The 22,920-nt window shown below is 68.5% G+C and carries 22 protein-coding genes; 7 read left to right on the top strand and 15 right to left on the bottom strand.

The window, feature by feature from the left end:
• Window position 1: 1 nt before the first annotated feature.
• Window positions 2-1,741 (bottom strand): GAF domain-containing sensor histidine kinase, encoded by a 1,740-nt coding sequence (locus CVV72_RS06555; RefSeq protein ID WP_219151513.1) that lies wholly within the window; start codon window positions 1,739-1,741, stop codon window positions 2-4.
• A gap of 130 nt (window positions 1,742-1,871) precedes the next feature.
• On the opposite strand from CVV72_RS06555, the gene CVV72_RS06550 reads away from it, so the two are divergent.
• Window positions 1,872-2,846, top strand: a complete 975-nt coding sequence (locus tag CVV72_RS06550) for a nitroreductase family protein (protein ID WP_219151512.1) — start codon at window positions 1,872-1,874, stop codon at window positions 2,844-2,846.
• A gap of 15 nt (window positions 2,847-2,861) precedes the next feature.
• Here CVV72_RS06550 and CVV72_RS06545 read toward each other — a convergent pair whose 3' ends face one another.
• Window positions 2,862-3,494 (bottom strand): response regulator transcription factor, encoded by a 633-nt coding sequence (locus CVV72_RS06545; RefSeq protein ID WP_219151511.1) that lies wholly within the window; start codon window positions 3,492-3,494, stop codon window positions 2,862-2,864.
• A gap of 188 nt (window positions 3,495-3,682) precedes the next feature.
• Here CVV72_RS06545 and CVV72_RS06540 point away from each other — a divergent pair, with 188 nt between their 5' ends.
• Window positions 3,683-3,988: an ANTAR domain-containing protein gene (locus tag CVV72_RS06540; RefSeq protein WP_219151510.1), complete on the top strand. Its 306-nt coding sequence runs from the start codon at window positions 3,683-3,685 to the stop codon at window positions 3,986-3,988.
• A gap of 71 nt (window positions 3,989-4,059) precedes the next feature.
• Entirely contained in the window at window positions 4,060-4,464 is a 405-nt protein-coding gene (locus CVV72_RS06535; protein WP_241783371.1) for a response regulator transcription factor, read from the top strand.
• Between the two features lie 8 nt (window positions 4,465-4,472).
• On the opposite strand, the gene CVV72_RS06530 is transcribed toward CVV72_RS06535, so the two are convergent.
• From CVV72_RS06530 to CVV72_RS06520, 3 genes are read right to left on the bottom strand one after another with little or no spacing between them, the layout of a single operon-like run.
• Window positions 4,473-8,978 carry a HAMP domain-containing protein gene (locus CVV72_RS06530; RefSeq protein ID WP_255632558.1) on the bottom strand — a complete coding sequence of 1,502 codons (4,506 nt, stop codon included), beginning with the start codon at window positions 8,976-8,978 and terminating at the stop codon, window positions 4,473-4,475.
• Window positions 8,979-8,999: 21 nt separating this feature from the next.
• Window positions 9,000-10,070: a PAS domain S-box protein gene (locus tag CVV72_RS06525; RefSeq protein ID WP_370641863.1), complete on the bottom strand. Its 1,071-nt coding sequence runs from the start codon at window positions 10,068-10,070 to the stop codon at window positions 9,000-9,002.
• Window positions 10,071-10,102: 32 nt separating this feature from the next.
• The gene (locus tag CVV72_RS06520; RefSeq protein WP_219151509.1) at window positions 10,103-10,783 is read right to left on the bottom strand and encodes a response regulator transcription factor; all 681 of its coding nucleotides are present in this window, start codon (window positions 10,781-10,783) and stop codon (window positions 10,103-10,105) included.
• 484 nt (window positions 10,784-11,267) lie between these two features.
• Between CVV72_RS06520 and CVV72_RS06515 the strand changes: the two genes are divergently transcribed.
• Window positions 11,268-11,537: a hypothetical protein gene (locus CVV72_RS06515; RefSeq protein ID WP_219151508.1), complete on the top strand. Its 270-nt coding sequence runs from the start codon at window positions 11,268-11,270 to the stop codon at window positions 11,535-11,537.
• A gap of 15 nt (window positions 11,538-11,552) precedes the next feature.
• Here the strand turns inward: CVV72_RS06515 and CVV72_RS06510 are convergent, their stop codons facing one another.
• From CVV72_RS06510 to CVV72_RS06480, 7 genes are all read right to left on the bottom strand, one after another.
• Window positions 11,553-12,110 carry a hypothetical protein gene (locus CVV72_RS06510; protein WP_255632556.1) on the bottom strand — a complete coding sequence of 186 codons (558 nt, stop codon included), beginning with the start codon at window positions 12,108-12,110 and terminating at the stop codon, window positions 11,553-11,555.
• A 114-nt stretch (window positions 12,111-12,224) separates the two neighbouring features.
• A complete protein-coding gene (locus tag CVV72_RS06505) occupies window positions 12,225-12,956 on the bottom strand; it encodes a GAF and ANTAR domain-containing protein (RefSeq protein ID WP_255632555.1) in 732 nt (243 codons plus the stop codon).
• Window positions 12,957-13,075: 119 nt separating this feature from the next.
• Window positions 13,076-13,936: a spermidine synthase gene (locus CVV72_RS06500; RefSeq protein WP_219151507.1), complete on the bottom strand. Its 861-nt coding sequence runs from the start codon at window positions 13,934-13,936 to the stop codon at window positions 13,076-13,078.
• A complete protein-coding gene (gene speD / locus CVV72_RS06495; protein WP_219151506.1) occupies window positions 13,936-14,307 on the bottom strand; it encodes an adenosylmethionine decarboxylase in 372 nt (123 codons plus the stop codon). Before speD ends, CVV72_RS06500 begins: the two co-directional genes overlap by 1 nt.
• Window positions 14,297-15,439, bottom strand: coding sequence for a type III PLP-dependent enzyme (locus tag CVV72_RS06490; RefSeq protein ID WP_219151505.1), 1,143 nt, complete (start codon window positions 15,437-15,439; stop codon window positions 14,297-14,299). Before CVV72_RS06490 ends, speD begins: the two co-directional genes overlap by 11 nt.
• A 44-nt stretch (window positions 15,440-15,483) precedes the next feature.
• The gene (locus CVV72_RS06485; RefSeq protein WP_034307657.1) at window positions 15,484-15,672 is read right to left on the bottom strand and encodes a hypothetical protein; all 189 of its coding nucleotides are present in this window, start codon (window positions 15,670-15,672) and stop codon (window positions 15,484-15,486) included.
• Window positions 15,673-15,810: 138 nt separating this feature from the next.
• Window positions 15,811-16,995 (bottom strand): MFS transporter, encoded by a 1,185-nt coding sequence (locus CVV72_RS06480; protein ID WP_219151504.1) that lies wholly within the window; start codon window positions 16,993-16,995, stop codon window positions 15,811-15,813.
• A 93-nt stretch (window positions 16,996-17,088) separates the two neighbouring features.
• Between CVV72_RS06480 and CVV72_RS06475 the strand changes: the two genes are divergently transcribed.
• Both CVV72_RS06475 and CVV72_RS06470 read left to right on the top strand, forming a co-directional pair.
• Window positions 17,089-17,592, top strand: a complete 504-nt coding sequence (locus CVV72_RS06475; RefSeq protein ID WP_219151503.1) for an Lrp/AsnC family transcriptional regulator — start codon at window positions 17,089-17,091, stop codon at window positions 17,590-17,592.
• 148 nt (window positions 17,593-17,740) lie between these two features.
• On the top strand, window positions 17,741-20,125 hold the full coding sequence (locus tag CVV72_RS06470; RefSeq protein WP_219151502.1) for an excinuclease ABC subunit UvrA: 2,385 nt from the start codon (window positions 17,741-17,743) through the stop codon (window positions 20,123-20,125).
• Between the two features lie 246 nt (window positions 20,126-20,371).
• Here CVV72_RS06470 and ligD read toward each other — a convergent pair whose 3' ends face one another.
• Window positions 20,372-21,310: a non-homologous end-joining DNA ligase gene (gene ligD, locus CVV72_RS06465; protein ID WP_219151501.1), complete on the bottom strand. Its 939-nt coding sequence runs from the start codon at window positions 21,308-21,310 to the stop codon at window positions 20,372-20,374.
• Between the two features lie 74 nt (window positions 21,311-21,384).
• Between ligD and CVV72_RS06460 the strand changes: the two genes are divergently transcribed.
• On the top strand, window positions 21,385-22,065 hold the full coding sequence (locus tag CVV72_RS06460; RefSeq protein ID WP_219151500.1) for a TetR/AcrR family transcriptional regulator: 681 nt from the start codon (window positions 21,385-21,387) through the stop codon (window positions 22,063-22,065).
• On the opposite strand, the gene CVV72_RS06455 is transcribed toward CVV72_RS06460, so the two are convergent.
• Window positions 22,004-22,339 (bottom strand): sporulation protein, encoded by a 336-nt coding sequence (locus CVV72_RS06455; protein ID WP_219151499.1) that lies wholly within the window; start codon window positions 22,337-22,339, stop codon window positions 22,004-22,006. The genes CVV72_RS06460 and CVV72_RS06455 overlap by 62 nt on opposite strands.
• A complete protein-coding gene (locus CVV72_RS06450; protein ID WP_219151498.1) occupies window positions 22,339-22,905 on the bottom strand; it encodes a TetR/AcrR family transcriptional regulator in 567 nt (188 codons plus the stop codon). Before CVV72_RS06450 ends, CVV72_RS06455 begins: the two co-directional genes overlap by 1 nt.
• Between the last annotated feature and the right edge of the window lie 15 nt (window positions 22,906-22,920).

The raw sequence follows: 22,920 nt of genomic DNA, 5'->3' as shown, positions 1-22,920 counted from the left end.
GTCAGCGCAGGGGGGCGGACCACTCGGCCTTGGTTCCGCCCCCTTCCTTCGTCTCCGCCCGGAACGTCCCACCCGATCTTTCCGCGCGATCGCGCAGATTCCGCAACCCGCCGGGCCCCGGCTCACCGGAGATCCCGGTGCCGTCGTCGGTGACGACGATCCGCAGGACGTCGTCCTTCACCGCGACGCTCACCGAAACCGCGCTCGCCCGCGCGTGCCGGACCACGTTGCCGACCGTTTCCCGCACCACCGCTTCGGCGTGTTCGGCGAAGGCGAGCGGAATGGAGTCGAGCGGCCCGGACAGGCTGACCGTCGGATGGGTGGGGGTGTCGTCGGTGAGTTCGGCGATCGAGTCGTAGAGCCGATGCCGCAGCCGCACTCCCCGCTGGCCCGCCTCGCCGCCGTGGAGATCGAAGATCGCCGTGCGGATCTCGTGCACGATCTCGTGCATCTGGTCGATGCTTTCGCCGATCCGCCGCCGCAGTTCCGGCGAGTCCGCGCGGCGGTGGGTGCTCTGCATCGCGAGACCGACCGCGAACAACCGCTGGATCACGTGGTCGTGCAGATCCCTGGCGATCCGGTCGCGGTCGGCGAGTACGTCGAGTTCCCTGGCCGTGCGCTGCCGCGCCGCCAGTTGCAGCGCGAGCGCGGCCTGGTCGGCGAAGGAGGCCACCACCGGCAACTGGGCGAGCTCGAACGGGACGGCGCCCGGGTTCCGCACCGCCATCAGCACGCCGGACGTCCGCTCCCGCGCCCGGAGCGGTACGACGAGCGTCGGGCCGAGGCACAACTCCCCCTCGTCGCCGAGCACGAGTTCGGGCACACTGCGCGGGGTCCGGTCACGGTAGACCGCCCCCGGCAACGAAGTGGCGACGGTGATCCGCACGCCGGTCAGGTCGGCCGCCCGTGCGCCCGCGCAGACGGCGATGGTGAGTTCGTCGGCCTCGTCCTCCCCGTCCGGGCTGACGTCGAGCCGTCCGGGACCGGGCAACGCCAGCAGGGTGAGATCCGAACCGGTCAGTTCGAGTGCCCGGCCCGCGATCAGGTTGAGCGCGTCGACGGGATCGGTTCCGCCCAGCAGTTCCGTCGTGACCTCACTGGTCGCGGCCTGCCACCGCTGGCGGATCCGCGTCTGCTCGTAGAGGTGGGCGTTCTCGATCGCGATCCCGGCCGCGGCGGCGAGCGCCTGGACGACCACTTCGTCGTCGTCGGTGAAACTTTCCCCGCGTTTCTCGGTGAGGTAGAGATTTCCGAACACTTCGTCGCGCACCCGGATCGGCACCCCGAGGAACGACCGCATCGGCGGATGACAAGGCGGGAACCCGACCGACGCGGGATGCCGCGAAATGTCGGCCAGCCGCACCGGTTTCGCCTCGTCGATGACGAAACCCAGCAGCCCGTGCCCCTTCGGGAGATGCCCGATCTGCTCCTTCGTCTCGCCGTCGATGCCGAGATAGACGAATTCGGCGAGCGATCCGTCGTCCGCGATCACCCCGAGCGCGCCGTAAGTGGCTTCGCCGAGTTCGATCGCCGCCTGCACTATCCGGCGCAGCGTCGCGTCCAGTTCCAGCCCCGACGCGACCGCGAGGACCGCTTCGAGCAGGCCGTCCATCTTGTCGCGGGTGCCGATGAGCCGTTCGATGCGGTCCTGGAGGTCTCGCAGTACCTCACGAACCCGCAGTTGGGAAAGGGCACCGGTGATCCGGTCGTCGTTTCCGCTCAGCCGGTCATGAGCCGACATCCTGCTGCGCCTCCGAAGATCGGGACGAGTCGCGGCCGTGGTGACTTTCTCCTCTTTCGGCCCCGCACCGCGGGCGGGGACCGTCTCACGAGACAACCTTATTGCCCGTGGCGCGGCGGCGGGGGAAACCATGACCATACAAGTCACCAGGGTCGGACGCTTGAACTCCGAACAGGTGAATTCCGTGCTCCGGTCGGCGACGCTGGCCCCGTCGACGCACAACACCCAGCCCTGGCTCTTCCGATGTACCGGCACCGGGATCGAAGTTCACGCCGATCCGCGCCGGATCCTGCCCGCCACGGATCCGGACGGCCGGGAAATCGTTCTCTCGTGCGGTGCCGCCCTCTTCACGCTCCGGACGGCGATTCACGCACTGGGCTTCCATCCGGCGACGACCCTGATGCCGAGCCGCACCGATCCCGATCTGCTGGCGGTCGTCCGGCCGCTGGCCGAGCGCACCCCGGATCCGAAGGTCGTCGGGCTGGCCCGCGCGATCTCTCGCCGTCGTACCAATCGGCGGCCGTTCGTGTCCAACGTCGTCCCGAAGACCACCCTCACCGCGCTCCGTCACGCGACCGAACTCGAGCACGCGTGGATGTCGAGCCTCGACGCCGAACAGGGCCGGCTGCTGCGGGACCTCACCGCCCGTGCCCGCCGCGAGCAACTCGCCGATCCCGCGTTCATCGCCGAACTCGGCCGCTGGACCGGTCTGGACGCGAGCACTCGCGACGGGGTGCCGTCCTACGCGTTGGAGGGCTCCCCCGCCGACGAAAGCTGGCTCCTCGACGAATTCGGCGAAGCTCACGGCGGCACGCCGTCCCCGCTCGTGGTGGTGATCGGATCGCTGACCGACGAACGGCTCGACCGGCTGCAGGCCGGCCAGGCACTGCAACGGGTCCTGCTCACCGCGACCTGCGCGGGTCTGGACGCGTCGTTCATCTCGCCGCCGATCATGGTGCGCGAGGCTCGTGCCGAACTCCGGCGGCTCCTCGGCTGCGGGGTGTGGCCGCAGGTGCTGCTACGGGTCGGCTACGGGTCGCCGCTGCCGTGGACGCCCCGGCGCCCGCTGGAGGAGATGCTGCTCGACACGCTCATTTCCGCTTGAGCCGGGCCGGATCTTTCACTGCCGCCGCAGTTCCGTCGCCAGCACGGCCGCCTGCGTACGCCGCTGCATCCCGAGTTTCGTCAGCAGCCGGGACACGTAGTTCTTCACGGTCTTCTCCGCGAGGAACATCCGCTCGGCGATCTGCCGGTTGGTCAGTCCCTCGCCGATCAGTTCCAGCAGAGTGCGTTCCTGGTCGGAAAGCCCGGCGAGCGGCCCTTTCTTGGCGGCGTCGTCGCGGAACTTCGCCATCAGCGTCGCGGCGGCCCGCGTGTCCAGCAAGGACCGGCCGAGGCCGACGTCCTTGACCGCCGTCACCAGGTCCATCCCCCGGATGTCCTTGATGACGAATCCGCTGGCGCCCGCCATGATCGCGTCCAGCATCGCCTGCTCGTCGGTGTAGGACGTGAGCATCAGGCATTTCAGTTCGGGCATCTTGGAGCGCAGTTCCCTGGCGAGTTCGACGCCGTTGCCGTCCGGCAGCCGCACGTCGAGTACGGCGACATCCGGCCGCAGAGCCGGAATCCTCGCCAGCGCTTGGGAAAACGTGGCTGCCTGCCCGACGACGCACAGGTCGGCGTCCTCCTCGAGCATGTCCGCGACCCCTCGACGGACCACCTCGTGATCGTCGACCAGAAACACCCGGAGCATTCCGACCTCCACGGTTTCCCTCCTCGGATGTGAGCGTACGGCGCACGGCCGGTCACGGCGACGGGCCAAAGGGCCCTGTTCCGCGCCCGTTCGAGTGGCTGCCGCCGACCGGACCAGGTTCATTTGCATCATTCGAGTCAGGACGTTCTGTTCTTCCGGAGCAGCCCGGCCGCTGCGACGATCACCCCATGTCCGAGACCACGCTTTCGCCGGCCCCCTCGGCCGGATCTTCCGACCCGGCCGACGACCTCGTGGCCATGCGCGACCGCATCCGCTTCTACCGGGCCCGCGCCGAGCAACTCCAGTACGCGCTCGACCACCGGCTGCCCATCGAACAGGCGAAGGGTATTCTCGCCGAGCGTTACCAGATCGACATCGACGCGGCGTTCGACCTGCTGCGTTCGTTCTGCCGCAACAACAACATGAAGATCCACGACGTCGCCAGGACGCTCATCGAGCAGCCCAGCGAAGGCGACCGCCGGATCTCTTGCTGAGTCACGCCAAGTTCGGCGGGGGGCCCGCGACCACCACCGGAGCCGCAGACCGCGCGGGCTCGGACCGGGTGATGAACCGAACGCCGCCCCCCAGACTCCGGGTGCTCGTCGCGGACGACAACCCGGTCATCGGCGACGCCCTGCGCGCCCTCCTGGAATCCGAACCGGATATCGAGGTGGTCGCCGTCGCGCTCGACGCCGGTGAAGCGGTCGCGCTCGCGGAGCTGCTGGCCCCGGAGGTCGCCCTGCTGGACGTGCGGATCCCCGGCGGAGGCGGTGCGTGGATGGCCCGGGAGATCCGGCGCCGGGTGCCTCATACGCGGCTGATGGCGTTCTCCGCGCACAGCGACACGCGGTCCATCGCCCAGATGGCGTCCGCGGGCGTCACCGAATACCTCGTGAAGGGCAGTCCCAACACGGAGATCGTCGCGGCCATCCGCCGCGTCTGCGCGAACAGCGCCAACGGGACCGAGTAGCCCGCCGCTCAATCCGCGAGCCAGCGTTCCATGCACGCCAGCAGTTCCTCCGCGTTCACGGGTTTGGTGACGTAATCGCTGGCCCCGGCGGCGAGGCTCTTCTCCCGGTCCCCTTCCATCGCTTTCGCGGTCACCGTGATGATCGGCAGGCCGGCGAACTTCGGCATCTCGCGGATCGCGGCGGTCGTCGCGTGGCCGTCCATCTCCGGCATCATCACGTCCATCAGGATCAGGTCGATGCCGTCGTCGGCCAGCAGTTCCTCGATACCCTTGCGGCCGTTGGGCGCGTGCACGACCGACAGTCCGTGCAGTTCGAGCATCCCCGAGATCGCGTACACGTTGCGGGGGTCGTCGTCGACGAGCAAGACCTTGCGCCCTTGCAGGCGCGGCGGGCCGGCGGGCGGCCCGGACGGCTGGTCGTCCGGCGACGGCACCGTCTCCTCCGGCTGCTGCATCAGTGGCAGGATGCCTTCGAGTTCGCTGGCCGAGATGTGCAGCATGATGCGTTCCCGCAGCATGTCCAGCGACGGCAGCAGTTCGACCGGATGCACCTTCGCGTGCCCGTGCAGCAACCGGTCCTGCGCGGCGCTGAGCTTGCGCGTCGCGTACGCCAGCACCGGGACCTCGACGGGCTCCGGCCCTTCGGTGAGCCGCTTGAGGAAGCTCAACGCGCTGGTCCCGGGGATGCTGGTGTCGAGGACGACGCAGCGGTAGCTCTCCCGCTTCACCTCCTCGAACGCTTCCGCCGGATCGGCCACCGCACGGACCTGGACCGAGCCGTGGCTGTCCGCGACGTCGGCCGCGACACCGCGGGCGAGCAAGGTCAGCAGGCTGTTCCGCTCGCCCTCCACGACCAGGACCCGCCGCTCCGCGCCCGGCTTGTCCACAGTGGACTCGTCCAGGCTCGCGGGCCCGGCGAACCTGGCCACCGGCAGATAGAGCGTGAAGGTGCTGCCCGTCCCCAGCACACTGTCCGCCCGGATCTCACCGCCGAGCAGGTACGCGACCTCCCGGCTGATCGACAGGCCGAGGCCGGTGCCGCCGTACTTGCGGCTGGTGGTGCCGTCGGCCTGCTGGAAGGCCCCGAAGATCGATTCGAGATTCTCCTCGGCGATTCCGATCCCGGTGTCGATGACGCTGAAGGCCACCAGTGATTCGTGCGGGAGCGCCCCCGACGGCGAAACGACGGTGTCGACCAGTTTGACCCGCAGTTCGACACTGCCGTCTTCGGTGAACTTGACGGCGTTCGACAGCAGGTTCCGCAGCACCTGCCGGAGCCGCTGCTCGTCGGTGAAGAGCAGTTCCGGCACGTTCGGCTCGACGGTGACCTGGAAGTCGAGCCCCTTCTCCGCGGTCAGCGGACGGAAGGTCGTGCCGACGTAGTCGAGCAGCTGGCGCAGCGGGAACGGCTCGTGGTGGATGTCCATCTTGCCCGCCTCGACCTTCGACAGGTCGAGGATGTCGTTGATCAGTTGCAGCAGGTCGGTGCCCGCGGACTGGATCACCTTGGCGAACTCGACCTGTTTGGGCGTCAGGTTCTGGGTCGAGTTCTGCGACAGGACCCCGGCGAGGATCAGCAGGCTGGTCAACGGGGTACGGAGTTCGTGCGACATGTTCGCCAGGAACTCCGACTTGTACTTCGAAGCCAGCGCGAGCTGTTGCGCGCGTTCCTCGATCTCCTGGCGCGCCTGCTCGATTTCGAAGTTCTTCACCTCGATGTCCCGGTTCTGCCGCGCGAGGAGTTCGGCCTTCTCCTCCAGTTCCGCGTTCGACACCTGGAGTTTCGCCTGCTGCGCTTGGAGTTCCTCCGAGCGGGCCTGGAGCTCCTCGGCGAGCCGCTGGGACTCCTCCAGCAGCGAGTCGGTCCGCGCGTTGGCGATGATCGTGTTGACGTTGACCCCGATGGTCTCCATCAGCTGTTCGAGGAAATCCTTGCGGACGGCGGTGAATTCACCGAACGACGCCAGTTCGATGACCCCGAGCACCTGGTCCTCGAACACGATCGGCAACACGATCAGGGTGACCGGCGGGGCGGAGCCGAGGCTCGACGAGATCTTCACGAAACCCGGCGGCGTCCGGTCGACCACGATCGGTTTCTTGGTCTGCGCGGCCTGGCCGATCAGCGACTGCCCCATGGCGAAATCCGCGGGTGTGTCCGGGTCCTCGCTGTGCCCGTAGCTGGTGATCAGCCGCAGCCGGGTGCCCTGATCACCGGATTCGGTGAGGAACAGCGTCCCGTGCTGGGCGCCGACCAGCGGGGTCAGCTCGTTCATGATCAGCGTGGCCACCACCCGCAGGTCCCGGTGTCCCTGCATCAGGCCGGAGATCCGCGCCAGGTTGCTGTTGAGCCAGTCCTGTTCCTCGTTCGCCCGCGTGGTCTCGCGCAGCGACTGGACCATCGCGTTGATGTTGTCCTTCAGCTCCGCGACCTCGCCCTGTGCCTCGACGGAGATCGACCGGGTGAGGTCGCCGGTGGCCACCGCGCTGGTGACCTCGGCGATCGCCCGGACCTGGCGGGTGAGGTTCCCGGCCAGCTCGTTGACGTTCTCCGTCAACCGCTTCCAGGTGCCCGAAACGCCTTCGACCTCGGCCTGGCCGCCGAGCCGCCCCTCACTGCCGACCTCGCGCGCCACGCGCGTGACCTCCGCGGCGAACGCGGAAAGCTGGTCGACCATCGTGTTGATGGTGGTCTTGAGCTCCAGGATCTCGCCGCGGGCGTCGACGTCGATCTTGCGGGACAGGTCGCCCTGCGCGACCGCGGTGGTCACCTGGGCAATGTTGCGGACCTGGCCGGTGAGGTTGTTCGCCATCGAGTTGACGTTGTCGGTGAGGTCCTTCCAGGTCCCGGCGACGTTCGGCACCCTGGCCTGCCCACCGAGGATGCCCTCGGTACCGACCTCGCGCGCCACGCGGGTGACCTCGTCCGCGAACGCCGACAGCGTGTCGACCATCGTGTTGATCGTCTGCGCGAGCGCGGCGACCTCGCCCTTGGCCTCGACGGTGATCTTCTGCGACAGGTCACCCCTGGCGACCGCGGTCGCGACCTGGGCGATGGAACGCACCTGATCGGTCAGGTTGTCGGCCATGACATTGACCGACTCGGTCAGGCCCTTCCAGGTACCCGACACACCCTTGACGTCCGCCTGACCACCCAACCGCCCCTCGGTGCCGACCTCCCGCGCCACCCGCGTGACCTCATCGGCGAACGACGACAACTGGCCGACCATCGTGTTGATGGTGTCCTTGAGCTCCAGGATCTCGCCACGGGCGTCGACGCGGATCTTCTGTGACAGATCGCCTTTCGCCACCGCCGTGGTGACCTCGGCGATCGACCGCACCTGATCGGTCAGGTTGTCGGCCATGACATTGACCGACTCGGTCAGGCCCTTCCAGGTACCCGACACGCCCTTGACGTCCGCCTGACCACCCAACCGCCCCTCGGTGCCGACCTCCCGCGCCACCCGCGTCACCTCATCGGCGAACGACGACAACTGATCCACCATCGTGTTGATCGTGTTCTTCAGCTCCAGGATCTCGCCCCGCGCATCCACGGTGATCTTCTGCGACAGATCACCCTTCGCCACCGCCGTGGCCACCTGGGCGATGGAGCGGACCTGCGCGGTGAGGTTGCCCGCCATGAAGTTCACCGACGTCGTCAGATCCCGCCAGGTGCCGGCCACCCCGGGCACCTGAGCCTGCCCGCCGAGGGCTCCTTCGGTGCCGACCTCCCGCGCGACCCGCGTCACCTCGTCCGCGAACGACGACAACTGATCCACCATCGTGTTGATCGTGTTCTTCAACTCCAGGATCTCACCACGCGCGTCCACGGTGATCTTCTGGGAAAGGTCGCCCTTCGCCACCGCCGTGGTGACCTCGGCGATCGACCGCACCTGATCGGTCAGGTTGCCCGCCATGAAGTTCACCGACGTCGTCAGATCCCGCCACGTCCCCGCCACTCCGGGGACTTCCGCCTGCCCGCCCAACCGTCCTTCGCTGCCGACCTCGCGGGCCACCCGCGTCACCTCGTCCGCGAACGACGACAACTGATCCACCATCGTGTTGATCGTGTTCTTCAACTCGAGCATCTCGCCCTTGACGTCGACGGTGATCTTCTGGGAAAGATCGCCCTTCGCCACCGCCGTCGCGACCTCGGCGATGTCGCGGACCTGACCGGTGAGGTTGCCCGCCATCGCGTTCACCGAATCGGTGAGGTCCTTCCAGGTCCCCGAAACCGAGGGCACCGCCGCCTGGCCGCCGAGCTTCCCGTCGGTCCCCACCTCGCGCGCCACCCGGGTGACCTCGGAGGTGAACAACGCCAGCTGATCGACCATCCCGTTGAAGACGAGCGCCATCTCGTCCATCAGGACGTCGTCGACCTGGGGCAGCCGGGTGCTGAAATCCCCGTCGCGAACGGCTTTCAGGCCCTCCAGCAGCCGCTGCAGGCCTTGGTCGTCGATCGCCCCGCTCACCCGGACCGGCTCTCTCGATCCACGCTTGCTTCCCGGTTCCGGCATCGAGATGCCTCCTTGTCCTGACTACCCGTGGGGAGGGCCCAGCGGGATCCAGAAGGTCACCGACGTACCTTCACCGGGTCTGCTGGAGATCCGGAACCAGCCTTGCGCCGCTTCAGCACGTTCACGCATCGACGCCATGCCGATGTGCTCGCCCGACAACGCTTCGTGCGCGCTCTCGCCGTCCGCCTTCATCCCGTCGCCGTCGTCGGCGACCGTCACCAGCAGCCCGCCGTTCTGGCCGGTCAGCGAGACCTCGACAGAGGTGGCGTTCGCGTGTTTGCGCACGTTCACCAACGCCTCCTGCAGGATCCGGAAGGCGGTGACGACGAGGTCGGGCGGCGGCTTGACACCGAGATCGTGCCGCAGTGCGCAGTCGAGTCCCCAGCCCGCGACCACCTCGTCGAGGTAGTCGCGGACGGAAGCGATCAGGTCTTCGTCGTTCAGCGCGGGCGGCCGCAATTGGGCGACGAGGATCCGCAATCGCCGGATCGCCCCTTGGATCGCTTCGTCGAGTTGCAGCAAAGCGGGATCCCGCCGCTGCGCGGCGAGCATCTGCAACCGCATGCTCACCGCTATCATCGACTGAATGGAATCGTCGTGAACATCCCACGCGATACGGCGGCGTTCGGTTTCCTGTGCCCGAACCAAATGCGCGAAGGCCAGCCGGCGCTCGGTCCTTTCCTCCAGGGTTTTCCGGCGTTCGGTGAGATCACGGGTGACTTTGCCGAAACCGACGAGGTGGCCTTGTTCGTCCCGCAACGCGGTGATCACGGTGTTGGCCCAGAACCGTGCGCCGCCGCGCCGGACACGCCAGCCCTCGTCCTCGTGACTCCCCATCTCGGCGGCGACCAGCAGCTCCGAGGTGGGCTTGCCGTCGGCGACGTCTTTCTCGGTGTAGAAAACGGAGAAATGACGGCCGAGGATCTCGTCCTCGGAATAGCCCTTGATCCGCTCCGCCCCCGGATTCCAGCTGATCACGCGACCATCGACGTCCAGCAGGTAAATGGCGTAGTCGACGACGCTGTGCATGAACAACTCGAAGAGCACAGCGCTGCGGCGATCAGGCGACTGTTCCGATGGCAGCATGGCCATAGTGCAGCTTGGCACTCGGGTACGTCTCCCCGCTACGGCCGTTCGAGGAGGCCATTCTTGCGTGCGTGCGCCACGGCTTCGAGTTTCGAATGGGTGCCGGTCTTCACCAGGATCCGCTGCACGTGATTCCGCACGGTATTCCGCGCCAGCCGCAACTCTTCGGCGATCCGGTCGGTTCCCGCGCCTTCGGCGATCAGCCCGAGCACCTGTCGTTCTCTCAGGGTGAGCACCGGCCCGAGCCTGCCCGGGCTGCCGGCCAGCATGGCCAGCGCGCCGCTGAGCAGTTCGGGGTCGATCACCACATCGCCCGCCGCGATGGTCCGGATCGCCGTGACCAGTTCGTCGAGGAGACCGGATTTCAGCAGCAGCCCGGCCCCGCCGACCTCCAGGATCCTGGCGGCGATGGCACTGTTCGCGTCGCCGGTCAGCACCAGCACCCTGCTCGACGGCGAGATCGCGCGGAACCCGGCGATGGCTTCGATCCCGTCGCCGTCCGGCAGCCGCCGATCGAGCAGCACGATGTCGGGCAGGTGCTCTTCCGCCGCGATCAGCCCGTGCGCCAAGGACTCCACCGACGCCACCAGGTCGATCTCCGGGAATTCCTCGAAGGCCGCGCCCAGCGCTTCGGCCACCATCTTGTGGTCCTCGACGAGCAGCACCCGGATCGGGGCCGCGGCCGGGGGCACGGGCTGCGGGGAGGTCGGGTTCGGCATGCACCTTCTCCGTCGATCGTGGTCTCGCGTCGACCATTGTCCTGCAGATTCCCGCGAATCGATCCCGCCGACGACCGCATTCACCCTCGTGCGAATCCACGGGCCGGTACTCCCGGCGAACTCGCGTGCCTGGGGACGCAACACGCGTGCTTGAAGTCGTAACTCGCGTGCTTGAAGGCGCAACACGCCCGCGGCCGGATCGCACGCGAGTTACGACTTCAAGCACGCATGATCCGGCCTGACGCACGCGAGTTACGGCTTCGAGCACGCGTGATACGGCCGGAGGCCGGCGCATTCTCCCATCGTCCCCGCCCCGCCCGTCGTTTCGAGGCCAACCCGTGACCCGCCGTACGCATCCGGCGACCGAGTGGGGTCTTTGTGCCCTCGATGGCACAACCTTCGGCGGTGACCGGAACGGCCCCCGGTGGCTCATCGTCGTACGTGACGACTGCCGGACCGAGAACACGGGAAGGGTGACCGGGACGTGACCACGAGGATCTGCGAGACCCGCCGCCGTCCCGGCTCGCCTGCCGTCGCCCGCCGGGCACGGGCCGCGGCCGCACTCGAGCGGCTGCCGGAGCGCGTGGCGAAGCCCGAAACGCACGCTTCGCTGCTCGACGACGTCCTGACCGCGATCCGGCATCTCGACGGCGCGGCTTTGGCCACGCGGTCGAGGCACCGTTTCCCGGGATGGAACCCGCGGGACCGCCGCGTCCAGCGGCTGCGCGGCTGGCTCAGCGGCGCGCCCGGTTGACCGGGCGGGTGCCCGTCACACCGGGCGCCACCGGCCGATGTCGGACTCCATCGGCACGATCCGGGTCAGCGACGAGCGGATCTTCAGTTCCATCGCCCTGTCCCGGCCCCTGGTCCCGCGAGGCGCGTACGGGTAGAAGGTGCCGCGCTCCCGGCGATAGACCATGGTCAGCTTGGGATGGCGCATGTCGCGCAACTCGGCGAAGTCGACCGTCGTGTGCAGCAACCAGGACGCGAACCCGGCCTGGGCCAGCCTCTCGTTGACGTCGGCGAGGTCGTCGAGCAAGCAGCCGAGGTCGCCGTTCTCCCGCCAGCAGCGCACGATCGTCCGCCCGAGCCCATCGTGGTTGACCACGTTACGACGGGCGGAATCCCCGGCGAGCCCGGCGACGAACTCCGCCTCCGTCCCCTCGCCCGGACGCCCTTCCGCGACGAAGCAGACCGTCCCCGACCCGGTGGGCGCCAGCCCATACCCGGACCGCAGGGTCAATGCCGCGGACCTCAACTCCAGCAACGGAAGCAGGCTCGGCCGCACCGACCGGCTCCGCACCCGCAGACTTCCCAACAATGCCATGACTTCACCGCACCCTTCAGCTGCGTGAAGCCTGGCCGATTCCGCCCTCGCGTCCTAGGGCCGCACGGTCGCGCATCGTCCGGGAGAAGTCCCCTCTTCCGGTGACGAACGGCCCTACCCGTCCTTGTCCGCCTTTTCCGGCGGTCGTGACCGGTGCCGCTGCCGGAGTTCCCTGGCGTCCAGTGTGCCTTCGACGACGCCGCGCGCGACCTCCGACAGCTTCCTGTTGGTACTGCGGGCGAAGGAACGCAAGCGCTGGAAGGCGGCGCCGACATCGACACCGACGCGTTCGGCGAGCATGCCTTTCGCCTGTTCGATGATGATCCGGCTGTCGAGCGCGGTCTGCAGCTGCTCGGAAAGCCTCCGATAGTGGCGTAACTCCCGCTGCTGCAGGAGACACAACGTCGCGACGTCGGCGAGCGCCCGGCCAAGGCGGCGGTCTTCGGCACTCAAGACCACGGTTCCGGCACTGAGGAAGGCGATCGCACCGACGGTTTCGTCCATCGTGCGCAACGGGAGCGCGGAAACCGCGGCAAAACCCTTCTCCGCCATTTTGGCGACATAACCCGGCCAGCGCGAAACCTCCGCGGAAAGGTCGTGGACGGCGATGTCGTTCCCGGTTTCGTACGACTCGCGCGCGGGGCCTTCGTCGACCACCGCGGGATGGCGTTCGAGTTCGAGGCCCGGCAGGAAGACCTCGGTGGAATCGATCGGCAGCAGCCGTGCGCATTCTTTGGACAAGGTGTCCACGACCCGATCCGGCTCGAGATCTTCCGTGACACTCGCGGTCAAGCTCGCGAAGGCGGCACAGACCGCGGGCTCCCGGTCTGCTCGCCAGCTGTTCACCCGAGCGATTCTGGCCCCCACCGCGACCAGCGGCAACGACCAGATGGAGGATCCTGTATCGACGGCGTCACAGACGGCGACGACCGTTGATCTCGACCGGGTAACGGTCGCCGGGGTTCTCAGTGCCGCCGCAGGGAAAACGGTGGGACCGTGTTGGCCCGCAACGCGTCTTCGTCCATTGTGGACTCGCCGATGCCCGCCTTGCCGATCTTCTCCGCGACGAGCGCGCCGGGATCTTCGAGCGCGTCGGCCCTGCCGCTCAGGAACGCCCACTCGTGCTCGTCCGAACCGTAGTAGAGAACGGTCCCGAACGACTCGGTGAACCGGCGCCACGACGTGCTCAAGGTCTGATTGCGCCACAGCGTCGGGCAGCCGGCCTGACACCCGACCACTCCGCCGTCGGTGAGCAATTCCGCGCACCGGGCCAGGAAATCGGTACCGTACAACCGGTTGTGCTGCGCCTCCGGATCGTCGTTCTCGTCCGGCAGGTCGATCACGACCACGTCGTAGGACTCCCCGCGCTCCCTTGCTTCGGCGAGGAACTCCCAGCCGTCGCGGTAGTGGATCCGGATCTTCCCCTCTCCGCGCTCGGCACGGGCCAGATCGTCGAGCGTGTAGCCGTAGGGAAGATGCTCGGCGCAGGCCCGCACCGCCTCGGCGTCGATGTCGACATGATCGACCACCTCGGCACCCGCGGCGACCGCGAGCTCGGAGGCGACCCCTTCGCTGGAGCCGATGATCAGCACCCGTTCGACGCGCTCGGCGAGCAGCAGCGAAGGAACCATCAGCGCCTCGTGGTAGACGAGCTGACTCAGTTCGGTGCTCTGCCGTTCGTCGTCGCAGAACAGGGAGATCCCCTGCGCGGTCCGTCCGATGAGGACGTTCTGGAACGCGGTGCGGCCCTCGAACAGGACCTCCTCGACGTCCCAGTTCCGGGTGAGCCCCGCGCCCATCGGCTCGACGATCACTCGCTGCGCCATCAGTTCTCTCCTCGGTCCACGGTGGACATCCGGACGGTCCCGGCGCCCAGCATCTTCGCCAGCAGGGTGACCGCGCGTTCGGGATCCGCCCGGTCGCCGCAGGTGAACACGTCCACGAACACCGAGCCGATCTCCGGATAGGTGTGCACCGACGCGTGTGATTCCGCCAGCAGCGCGAGCACGGTGACCCCCTGCGGGGCGAACGAATGGGACACGACTTCGCAGACCGTCGCGCCTGCTTCGGTCACCGCCTCGGCGAGGGTCTTCTTGAGGAGCACGGCGTCGTCGAGCAACGACGGCTCGATCCCCTCGAACTCCGCGAGTACGTGGCGGCCGGCGAACCGGCCGACGAGTGGCATTTCACCCGGCATCGGCGAACCTCCCCACACAATGAGTACGCAACGGCTCGATTCCGTTGAAGGCGACGGACGAATAGCTGGCGGTGTACGCCCCGGTGCCCGGGATGTCCAGCCGGTCGCCCGCCTTCAACGACATCGGCAGCGCGCACGGCGTCCGCTGGTACAGCACGTCGTCACCATCGCAGGTCGGCCCGGCGAGGACCACCGGTCCTTGCGGTCCCTTGACGCCGACGGCCTCCAGCCGATACGCGACGGCCTCGTTCTCGCACTCCGCCATCCCGTTGTACCTGCCGACGTCGAGGTAGACCCAGCGGCGTTCGTCGGCCGCGGCGCGGGTCGTCACCAGGACGACCTCGGTCCTGATGAGCCCGGCGTCGCCGACGATCACGCGGCCGGGTTCCAGCAGCAGCTCCGGCTCAGGCAGATGTTCCCGGCGGGCGGCGTGGATCACCTCCGCGTAGTCCGTCAGCGACGGCACGGGTTCCCGGTGCTCGGTGGCGAAACCGCCGCCGATGTTGAGCCGCTCCGGTACGACGCCCGCGTCGGCGGCGACCTTGGCCGCGGTCGCGATCCCGATCTCCCAGGCGGCCGGATCCGGCTGCTGCGAGCCGACGTGGAACGCGATTCCCGGCCGCAGTCCCGCTTCCACGGCTTTGCGGAGCAGGGTTGCGGCCACCGCGGGCTCGCAGCCGAACTTGTGGCCGAACGGCGTGACCGAGTCCGGGCCGCCGGTCAGCAGGCGGACCGAGACGAGCGAACCGGGCGCGTGCTCGGCGAGGTTCGCCAGATCGCCGGCGGAATCCGTGGTGAATTCACGGACCCCGCGCTCGTGGGCGAAGGCGATGTCCGCCGGTTTCTTGATCGTGTTGCCGTAGGCCAGGTCCGCCGCCCGCGCGCCCCGGGACAGGCACAGCTCGATCTCGCCCGTACCCGCCACGTCGAATCCCGCGCCGGTCGACGCCACGGCGTCGAGTACCTCGGGAGCCGGATTGGCCTTGACCGCGTAACGGATCAGCGCGTCCGGGAAGGCCGCCGAGACCGCGGCCGCACGCTCCGCGACCAGGTCGGTGTCGACGACCAGGCACGGTGTCGGCGGCTCGCGGTCCGCCAGGAAGGCGCGGATCCGGTTCAGGCTTGCGGTCACCTGCCCCAGGGTGTCAAAGCCCGATCACCGGCCCGGGACCCGGGTCATGCCCGGACGTCGTCCGAAGACTGTTCCGGCAGTTCCACGCCGTGCTCGGCGGCCAGTCGCTCCAGGTTGGCCAGATCGGCGCCGACGGCCGAAGCCCTGTCCTCGTCCGAGGCCTGCTTGGCGATCTGGACGTCTTCCCTCGCCTGCCGTACCCGGTCCCGCAGATTCACCGCGAACTCGCTCATCTTGCACCCCCGATCTCCCGCACCTTGTCTGCTTTCACCCTAGGACCCTCCGAATCGGTCACCCACGTGATCTGCGTCATCACGGGTTCGTTCGTGTCGGAGTGAAGCAGTATGACGGCAGGTCCCGGGTTTCGCAGATCAGCGGAGCCCGGCCTTTTCGACGGGTTCCGGCACGGCCGTGCGGCGGCCGATCACCGCGAGCGGGACGAGCGCGCACAGTCCGCCCGCGACGGCGACCAGAACGTATCCGCCCAGGCCGAACAGCTGCCCGGCGAGCAGGCTGGCCGCGGCCGAGGTCCCCCAGACGAAGGCGTCGACGGTGCCCTGCGCCCTGGTCCGCTGTGCGGGCGGGAGATCGCGGCTGAGCATGCTGCTGCCGCCGACGAACACCAGGTTCCAGCCGTAGCCGAGCAGGAACATCGCGACCGGGATTCCCACGTGATGCGAATCCGGGGCGCCGATCGCGGTGACCGCCGCGACGGTGAGTGTGCCGATCCCGCCGAAGATGGCCGCGCGGCCGCCCCAGCGGTCGGCGATCCAGCCGGACAGCGGTGCCAGCGCGAACATGCCGACCAGATGGGCGCTCAGCACCCAGCCGACGACGTCCAGTCCCTGACCGTGCTGGTGCAACTGGACCGGCGTCATCGTCATCACCGCCACCATGGCCAGCTGCGCGCCGACCATCGCCACTAGCGGCCCGAGGATCACCGGGTTCCGCACGGACATCCGCTCCCGCCGCGGCACCCCCTCCGCCGGGGCGGTGAGGCCGCGCGGCAGGGTGGCGACGGCGATCACGGCGATGGCCACGACGAGCGCGCCCGCCGCGATCGGGCCGGACAGGGCGGGCAGGTCGGCGGCTTCCGCCCTCGCCGCGGCCGGTGCGATCAGGGCGGGCCCGGCGACCGCGCCGACGGTCCCCGCCCAGACCATTGTGGACAGTGCGAATCCCTTGCGGTGCTCGGGTGACAGGTCGGCGGCCGTGTACCTGGACAGCTGCGCGCCGCTGTTGCCGAAGCCGATCAACGGCATCCCCGCCACCAGCGCGAGCACGGATCCGCCGAGCACGCCGGCGAACGAGATCAGCGCGCCCGCCACCGCGGCGCCGTACATCAGCACCAGGACGAGCCGCCTGCCGTAGCGGGCGGCCAATGCCCCCGACCACAGCGAACCCGCCGCGGAACCGAGGACCAGCACGGCGTTCGGCAGTCCGCTCCACGCGGCGCCGGCGTGCTCGACCACGATCAGCGCCGCCGTGGTGGACAGGCCGACGACCGCGGTACTGAGACAGGCGACGCCCATGAAGAGCGCGAACATCGGTTTCATGATTCAAATCTAAGGATTCCGGGCGCCGCGGCGAATAGGCTGACGAAGGCCTCGCCGGGGTGCGAGGCGCATCATGGAAGGAATCCGGGCGCGATGACCTTACGATCGGAAAGGGCGCTGGACGACCTCGACTGGCGGCTCCTCGAAACGCTCCAGAACGACGGGCGCCTCTCGTTCAAGGAACTCGGCCGCCGCGTGAACCTCTCCGCCCCGGCAGTCGCCGACCGAGTCCGCCGGCTGGAGGAGGCGGGCGTCATCACCGGGTACCGCGCCCAGGTGGACGCCCGTCGGGCCGGGTACGGCCTGCAGGCGTTCGTCGAGATGCGCTGCTCGCTCGGCAGCTGCATGCTGCGCACCAGCAAGTCGGAGGACTACCCCGAGGTGGTGGAACTGCACCGGCTCAGCGGCGATCGCTGCACCATGCTGAAGGTGCGGGTCGTGTCCCTCGAACACCTCGAAGGCCTCTTCGAACGGCTGGGCAAACACGGCGAGATCCGGTCGTCGGTGGTGCTGTCGACCCAGTACGAGGGCAGGCCGGTCGGCCCGCCGGTCGAGGACTACCTGAAGGCGACGAAAAGCGAGGGCTGGAGCGTCTGAACTTCACCGGTCAGGAATCGAGAAGCGGGCGGCCCCCGCACTCACCTAGCGTGACCATCGACGAGGACGAACGGCTCGAACCTGGTTAGATCGAGCCCGGCGAGGCTGACGGACAGTGCACGCGGCCCCCCATGAGGATGGAGAGAAGATGCGCAAGACCACCAGGCCGCAGCCGCCCGAGCAGCACCCGGCCGACAGCCACGACCTGATCCGGGTGCTGGGTGCGAACGAGAACAACCTCAAGAACGTCGCCGTCGAGCTGCCGAAGCGACGGCTGACGGTGTTCACCGGGGTTTCCGGTTCGGGCAAGAGCTCCCTGGTCTTCGACACGATCGCCGCCGAGTCGCAGCGGCTGATCAACGAGACGTACAGCACCTTCGTGCAGGGCTTCATGCCGACGCTGGCCCGGCCCGAGGTCGACGTGCTCGACGGCCTGACCACGGCGATCATCGTCGACCAGCAGCGGATGGGCTCCGACCCGCGTTCCACGGTCGGCACCGCCACCGACGCCCACGCCATGCTGCGCATCCTCTTCAGCCGGCTCGGGAAGCCGCATATCGGCTCACCGCAGGCGTTCTCCTTCAACGTCGCGTCGATCTCCGGCGCGGGCGCGGTGACCGTCGAGAAGAGCGGGCGGACCACGAAGGAACGCCGGGAGTTCAGTATCACCGGCGGTATGTGCGCCCGCTGCGAAGGCCGCGGGCAGGTCAACGACATCGACCTCACCGCGCTGTACGACGACAGCAAGTCCCTCAACGAGGGCGCGCTGACGATCCCCGGCTTCTCCATGGACGGCTGGTACGGCCGCATCCTGCGCGGCTGCGGCTTCTTCGACCCCGACAAGCCGATCAAGAAGTACACCAAGCGGCAGATGAACGACCTGCTCTACAAGGAGCCGGTCAAGCTCAAGATCGAGGGCATCAACCTGACCTACTCGGGTCTGATCCCCACGATCCAGAAGTCGTTCCTGTCCAAGGACCGCGAGGCGATGCAGCCGCATATCCGCGCCTTCGTCGACCGCGCGGTCACCTTCGCCACCTGCCCCGAATGCGACGGCAGCAGGCTCAGTGAGCTCGCGCGATCGTCGAAGATCAAGCGGATCAACATCGCCGACGCCTGCAAGATGCAGATCAGCGACCTCGCCGACTGGGTCCGCGGGCTCAAGGAGCCGTCGGTCGCGCCGCTGCTGGAGAAGCTTCAGCACACTCTCGACTCCTTCGTCGACATCGGGCTCGGCTACCTCTCCCTCGACCGGCCGTCCGGCACGCTTTCGGGCGGCGAGGCGCAGCGCACGAAGATGATCCGCCACCTGGGCTCCTCGCTCACCGACGTCACGTACGTCTTCGACGAGCCCACCATCGGGCTGCACCCGCACGACATCCAGCGGATGAACAACCTGCTCCAGCAGTTGCGCGACAAGGGCAACACGGTGCTGGTCGTCGAGCACAAGCCGGAGACCATCGCCATCGCCGACCACGTCGTCGACCTCGGGCCCGGCGCGGGTACCGCGGGCGGGACGATTTGCTTCGAGGGCACCGTCGAAGGCCTGCGTGCCAGCGACACCATCACCGGCAGGCACCTCGACGACCGGGCGTCGCTCAAGGACAGCGTCCGCAAGCCGACCGGCAAGCTGGAGATCCGCGGCGCGGACCGCCACAACCTCCGGAACGTGGACGTCGACGTCCCGCTCGGCGTCCTCTGCGTGGTCACCGGCGTCGCGGGTTCCGGCAAGAGTTCGCTGATCCACGGCTCGATCCCCGCCGCCGAAGGCGTGGTTTCGGTCGACCAGACCCCCATCCGCGGCTCGCGCCGAAGCAACCCGGCCACCTACACCGGCCTGCTCGAACCGATCCGCAAGGCGTTCGCCAAGGCCAACGGCGTGAAGCCCGCGCTGTTCAGCGCCAACTCCGAGGGTGCCTGCCCGAACTGCAACGGCGCGGGCGTCATCTACACCGACCTCGGCATCATGGCGGGCACCGCGACCACGTGCGAGGAATGCGACGGCAAGCGGTTCCAGGCGTCGGTGCTGGAGTACACCTTCGGTGGCAAGAACATCAGCGAAGCGCTCGAAATGCCGGTGTCCGAGGCCGTGAAGTTCTTCGGTGAGGGCGACGGGCGCATCCCGGCCGCACACGCCATCCTCAGCAGGCTCGACGACGTCGGGCTCGGCTACCTCAGCCTCGGCCAGCCGCTCACCACGCTTTCCGGTGGTGAACGGCAGCGGCTGAAGCTCGCGACGCACATGGGCGACAAGGGCGGCGTCTACGTGCTCGACGAGCCGACCACCGGTCTGCACCTCGCGGACGTCGAGAATCTGCTCGGCCTGCTGGACCGGCTCGTCGACGCGGGCAAGTCCGTGATCGTGATCGAGCACCACCAGGCGGTCATGGCGCACGCCGACTGGATCATCGACCTGGGCCCGGGCGCCGGCCACGACGGCGGCAAGATCGTCTTCGAAGGCACCCCGTCCGACCTCGTCGCGAGCGCTTCGACGCTCACCGGCGAACACCTGGCCGCCTACGTCGGCAAGTGACTCCCGGCCCCTGCCGCAATCAGTCATCTAAATGCGGTAGGGGCGCGGGTTCGCACGCGCGTCGCGAAAGCCACTTTCGGGACACCAGATGTCTTGAAAGTGGCTTTCGCGACACCCGAGGGCGGCGCCGAGGTAAGGGTGCGGGCGTCGCGGGGAGGCGGCGGCAGGGCACGTTGCGAAAGCCACTTTCGCAACCCCTCCCCCGGCCCAGCCCGACCCGCATTTAGTCGGCTAAATGCGGGGAGGTCACTCGCCGTCGGCGTCGAGGCCTTCGCGGTCCGCCCACTCCAGCAGGGTGTCGAGCGAGTACGCCGTGTCGTCGATGCCCGCGTGCAGGTCGCCGAGTTCGGCGAAGCGCGCGGGCACGGTGGCGATGGTGAACTCACGCGGTTCGACGTCGTCGATCTCGTCCCACCGGATCGGGGTCGAGACGACGGCTTCGGGCACACCGCGAACCGAGTACGCGCTCGCGATGGTGTGGTCGCGCGCGTTCTGGTTGTAGTCCACGAACAGCTTCGAAGGGTCGCGGTCCTTGCGCCACCAGGTGGTGGTGACCTCGCCGGGCATCCGGCGCTCGACCTCGTGCGCGAAGGCGAGCGCGGCCCGGCGGACCTCCTGGAAACCCCAGCGCGGCTCGATCCGGACGTAGACGTGCAGGCCGTGCCCGCCGGAGGTCTTCGGCCAGCCGGTGATCCCGAGTTCGTCCAGGATCTCGCGGACCGTGTGGGCGACCTTCCGCACGGTGGAGAACGGGCAGTCGGGCATCGGGTCGAGGTCGATCCGCCATTCGTCGGGGCGTTCGGTGTCGGCGCGGCGGGAGTTCCACGGGTGGAACTCGACGGTCGACATCTGCACCGCCCAGATCACGTCCGCGGGATGGGTGACGCACAGTTCGTAGGCGTGCCTGCCGGACGGGAAGTCGACGCGGACGGTCTGCAACCAGTCGGGAGCGCCGTTCGGCACCCGTTTCTGATGGACCTTCTCCCCCGAAACCCCGGAGGGGAACCGGTGCAGCATGCACGGCCGTTCCCGCAGCGCCCGCACGATCCCGTCGCCGACGGCGAGGTAGTACCGGACCAGGTCGAGTTTGGTCTCGCCCCGTGCCGGGAAGTAGACGCGATCCGGGCTCGAGACGCGCACCGTCCGGTCGCCGACCTCGATCTCCACCGCCGAGCTTTTCGCCATACAGGGAAACTAACCCGAAAGCCGCCGGTCCGCGTCCGCTCGATGGTCATCCTCGCTCTGCCAGGATGACCGGCATGGCACCACGGGCACGCGCGGAGGCACTGTCGCGCGAGCGCATCGTCGAGGCCGCCGTCGAACTGCTCGACGCGGACGGCGAGCGCGGGCTGACCTTCAAGACGCTGACCGAACGCCTCGCCACCGGCCCCGGCGCGATCTACTGGCATGTGCCGAACAAGGGCGCGCTGCTCGACGCCGCGACCGCGTCCGTCATCGCGGCCGCGCTGAGCGTGGAGGCCGGCGGCTCACCGGAGGACGAGATTCAGGCCATCGGACTCGGTCTGTTCGAAGCGATCGAGCGGCATCCGTGGCTTTCCCCGCAGCTCGCTCTCCAGCTTTCCCGCAGCCCTCGGGGTTCGGTGACGCCGCGCATCTTCGAAGCCATCGGGCAGCGGGTCAGCGCGCTGGGGGTCCCCGAAACCACCTGGTTCACGGCGACCTCGGCGCTGGTGCACTACATCTTCGGCGCCGCGGGCCAGAACGCGGCGAACTCTCGGGTGCTCGGGCCCGGAGTGGACCGCGCCGAATTCCTCCACGCGGCGGCGAACGACTGGGAGGACCTCGATCCCGGCGAGTTCCCCTTCCTCCGGACCGTCGCCGCCGAAGCCCGCGATCACGACGACCGGGCGCAGTTCCTCACCGGGATCGAGCTGATCCTCGCCGGGACAGCCGGCGCCGGTGGATCGCGGCGACCGTGACCGCGAACACCGCGCCGAGGAAGGTCAAGTCCACGGCTGGGACCCAGCGCACCTCACCGCCTTTGAGGACGTACGCGCCGACGGGCCGCGCGGCGAGGATGAAACCGCCACCCTCGCCTTCCTTGTCCTGCTCGGCGCCGTGCCCGCCACCTCCGCCGCCGATCACGCTCGCCGCCGGGATGACCACGACGCCGTCCTTCTCGACGGGCTCGCCGTAGACGCGCCGGACGGTGAGGTTGTCCCGCATGACGGCGACGACCTTTTCGAGTCCCATCAGGCCCCCAGCCTGTCCAGTTCCAGCGCGATCGCGCCCCGCAGGAGCTCCCGCGCCCTCTCCAGCTCCATCGAACCAGAAAGCCACCGCTCGCTGAGTCCTTCGACGAGGCTGGTGAGCCGTTCCGCGGCGTTTTCGGCCACGACCCCGGCACCGTCGACGCGCCGGATGACCTCGGCGACCTCGCTCACCCAGATCCGCGTCGAGTCCGCCAGCGGTTCGCGTAACTCCGGGGTGAAGACCGCGCTGGCCCGTAGTTCGCCCCAGGCGGTGCTGTTCTCCCGCACGGCCTGGGTGTCCTGAAGTTCCCCGAACAGCAGGAGTTCCAGCTCCGCACGGGGATCCGCCGCCTCGGCCGCGGCTTCCTCGGTGTACGCCGCGGCGCGATTACTGACGAACTCCAGCGTCTTCCGGAGCAGTCCGGCGCGATTGGTGAAGTGGTAGTAGATCAGCGAAGTCGAGATCCCGGCCTCGGCCGCGATCTTCTCCACCCGCAGGCCACGCACGCCGCTGTGCGCGATCACCCGCACGGCCGCTTCCAAGATCTTCTGCTGACGTTCGAACACGGGTGGTCACCCTAG

The organism is Amycolatopsis sp. TNS106 (assembly GCF_019330265.1).
In the GTDB taxonomy this organism is placed as follows: Bacteria; Actinomycetota; Actinomycetes; order Mycobacteriales; family Pseudonocardiaceae; genus Amycolatopsis; species Amycolatopsis lurida.
Note: the sequence above shows the minus strand (reverse complement) of the source record. Positions and strands in the feature narration are given on the sequence as shown.

Coding starts and splice junctions, on each gene's coding strand:
- CVV72_RS06555 (WP_219151513.1), bottom strand. CDS start 1,741: ATGTCGGCTCATGACCGGCTGAGCGGAAACGACGACCGGATCACCGGT.
- CVV72_RS06550 (WP_219151512.1), top strand. CDS start 1,872: ATGACCATACAAGTCACCAGGGTCGGACGCTTGAACTCCGAACAGGTG.
- CVV72_RS06545 (WP_219151511.1), bottom strand. CDS start 3,494: ATGCTCCGGGTGTTTCTGGTCGACGATCACGAGGTGGTCCGTCGAGGG.
- CVV72_RS06540 (WP_219151510.1), top strand. CDS start 3,683: ATGTCCGAGACCACGCTTTCGCCGGCCCCCTCGGCCGGATCTTCCGAC.
- CVV72_RS06535 (WP_241783371.1), top strand. CDS start 4,060: ATGAACCGAACGCCGCCCCCCAGACTCCGGGTGCTCGTCGCGGACGAC.
- CVV72_RS06530 (WP_255632558.1), bottom strand. CDS start 8,978: ATGCCGGAACCGGGAAGCAAGCGTGGATCGAGAGAGCCGGTCCGGGTG.
- CVV72_RS06525 (WP_370641863.1), bottom strand. CDS start 10,070: ATGGCCATGCTGCCATCGGAACAGTCGCCTGATCGCCGCAGCGCTGTG.
- CVV72_RS06520 (WP_219151509.1), bottom strand. CDS start 10,783: ATGCCGAACCCGACCTCCCCGCAGCCCGTGCCCCCGGCCGCGGCCCCG.
- CVV72_RS06510 (WP_255632556.1), bottom strand. CDS start 12,110: ATGGCATTGTTGGGAAGTCTGCGGGTGCGGAGCCGGTCGGTGCGGCCG.
- CVV72_RS06500 (WP_219151507.1), bottom strand. CDS start 13,936: ATGGCGCAGCGAGTGATCGTCGAGCCGATGGGCGCGGGGCTCACCCGG.
- speD (WP_219151506.1), bottom strand. CDS start 14,307: ATGCCGGGTGAAATGCCACTCGTCGGCCGGTTCGCCGGCCGCCACGTA.
- CVV72_RS06485 (WP_034307657.1), bottom strand. CDS start 15,672: ATGAGCGAGTTCGCGGTGAATCTGCGGGACCGGGTACGGCAGGCGAGG.
- CVV72_RS06480 (WP_219151504.1), bottom strand. CDS start 16,995: ATGAAACCGATGTTCGCGCTCTTCATGGGCGTCGCCTGTCTCAGTACC.
- CVV72_RS06475 (WP_219151503.1), top strand. CDS start 17,089: ATGACCTTACGATCGGAAAGGGCGCTGGACGACCTCGACTGGCGGCTC.
- CVV72_RS06470 (WP_219151502.1), top strand. CDS start 17,741: ATGCGCAAGACCACCAGGCCGCAGCCGCCCGAGCAGCACCCGGCCGAC.
- ligD (WP_219151501.1), bottom strand. CDS start 21,310: ATGGCGAAAAGCTCGGCGGTGGAGATCGAGGTCGGCGACCGGACGGTG.
- CVV72_RS06460 (WP_219151500.1), top strand. CDS start 21,385: ATGGCACCACGGGCACGCGCGGAGGCACTGTCGCGCGAGCGCATCGTC.
- CVV72_RS06455 (WP_219151499.1), bottom strand. CDS start 22,339: ATGGGACTCGAAAAGGTCGTCGCCGTCATGCGGGACAACCTCACCGTC.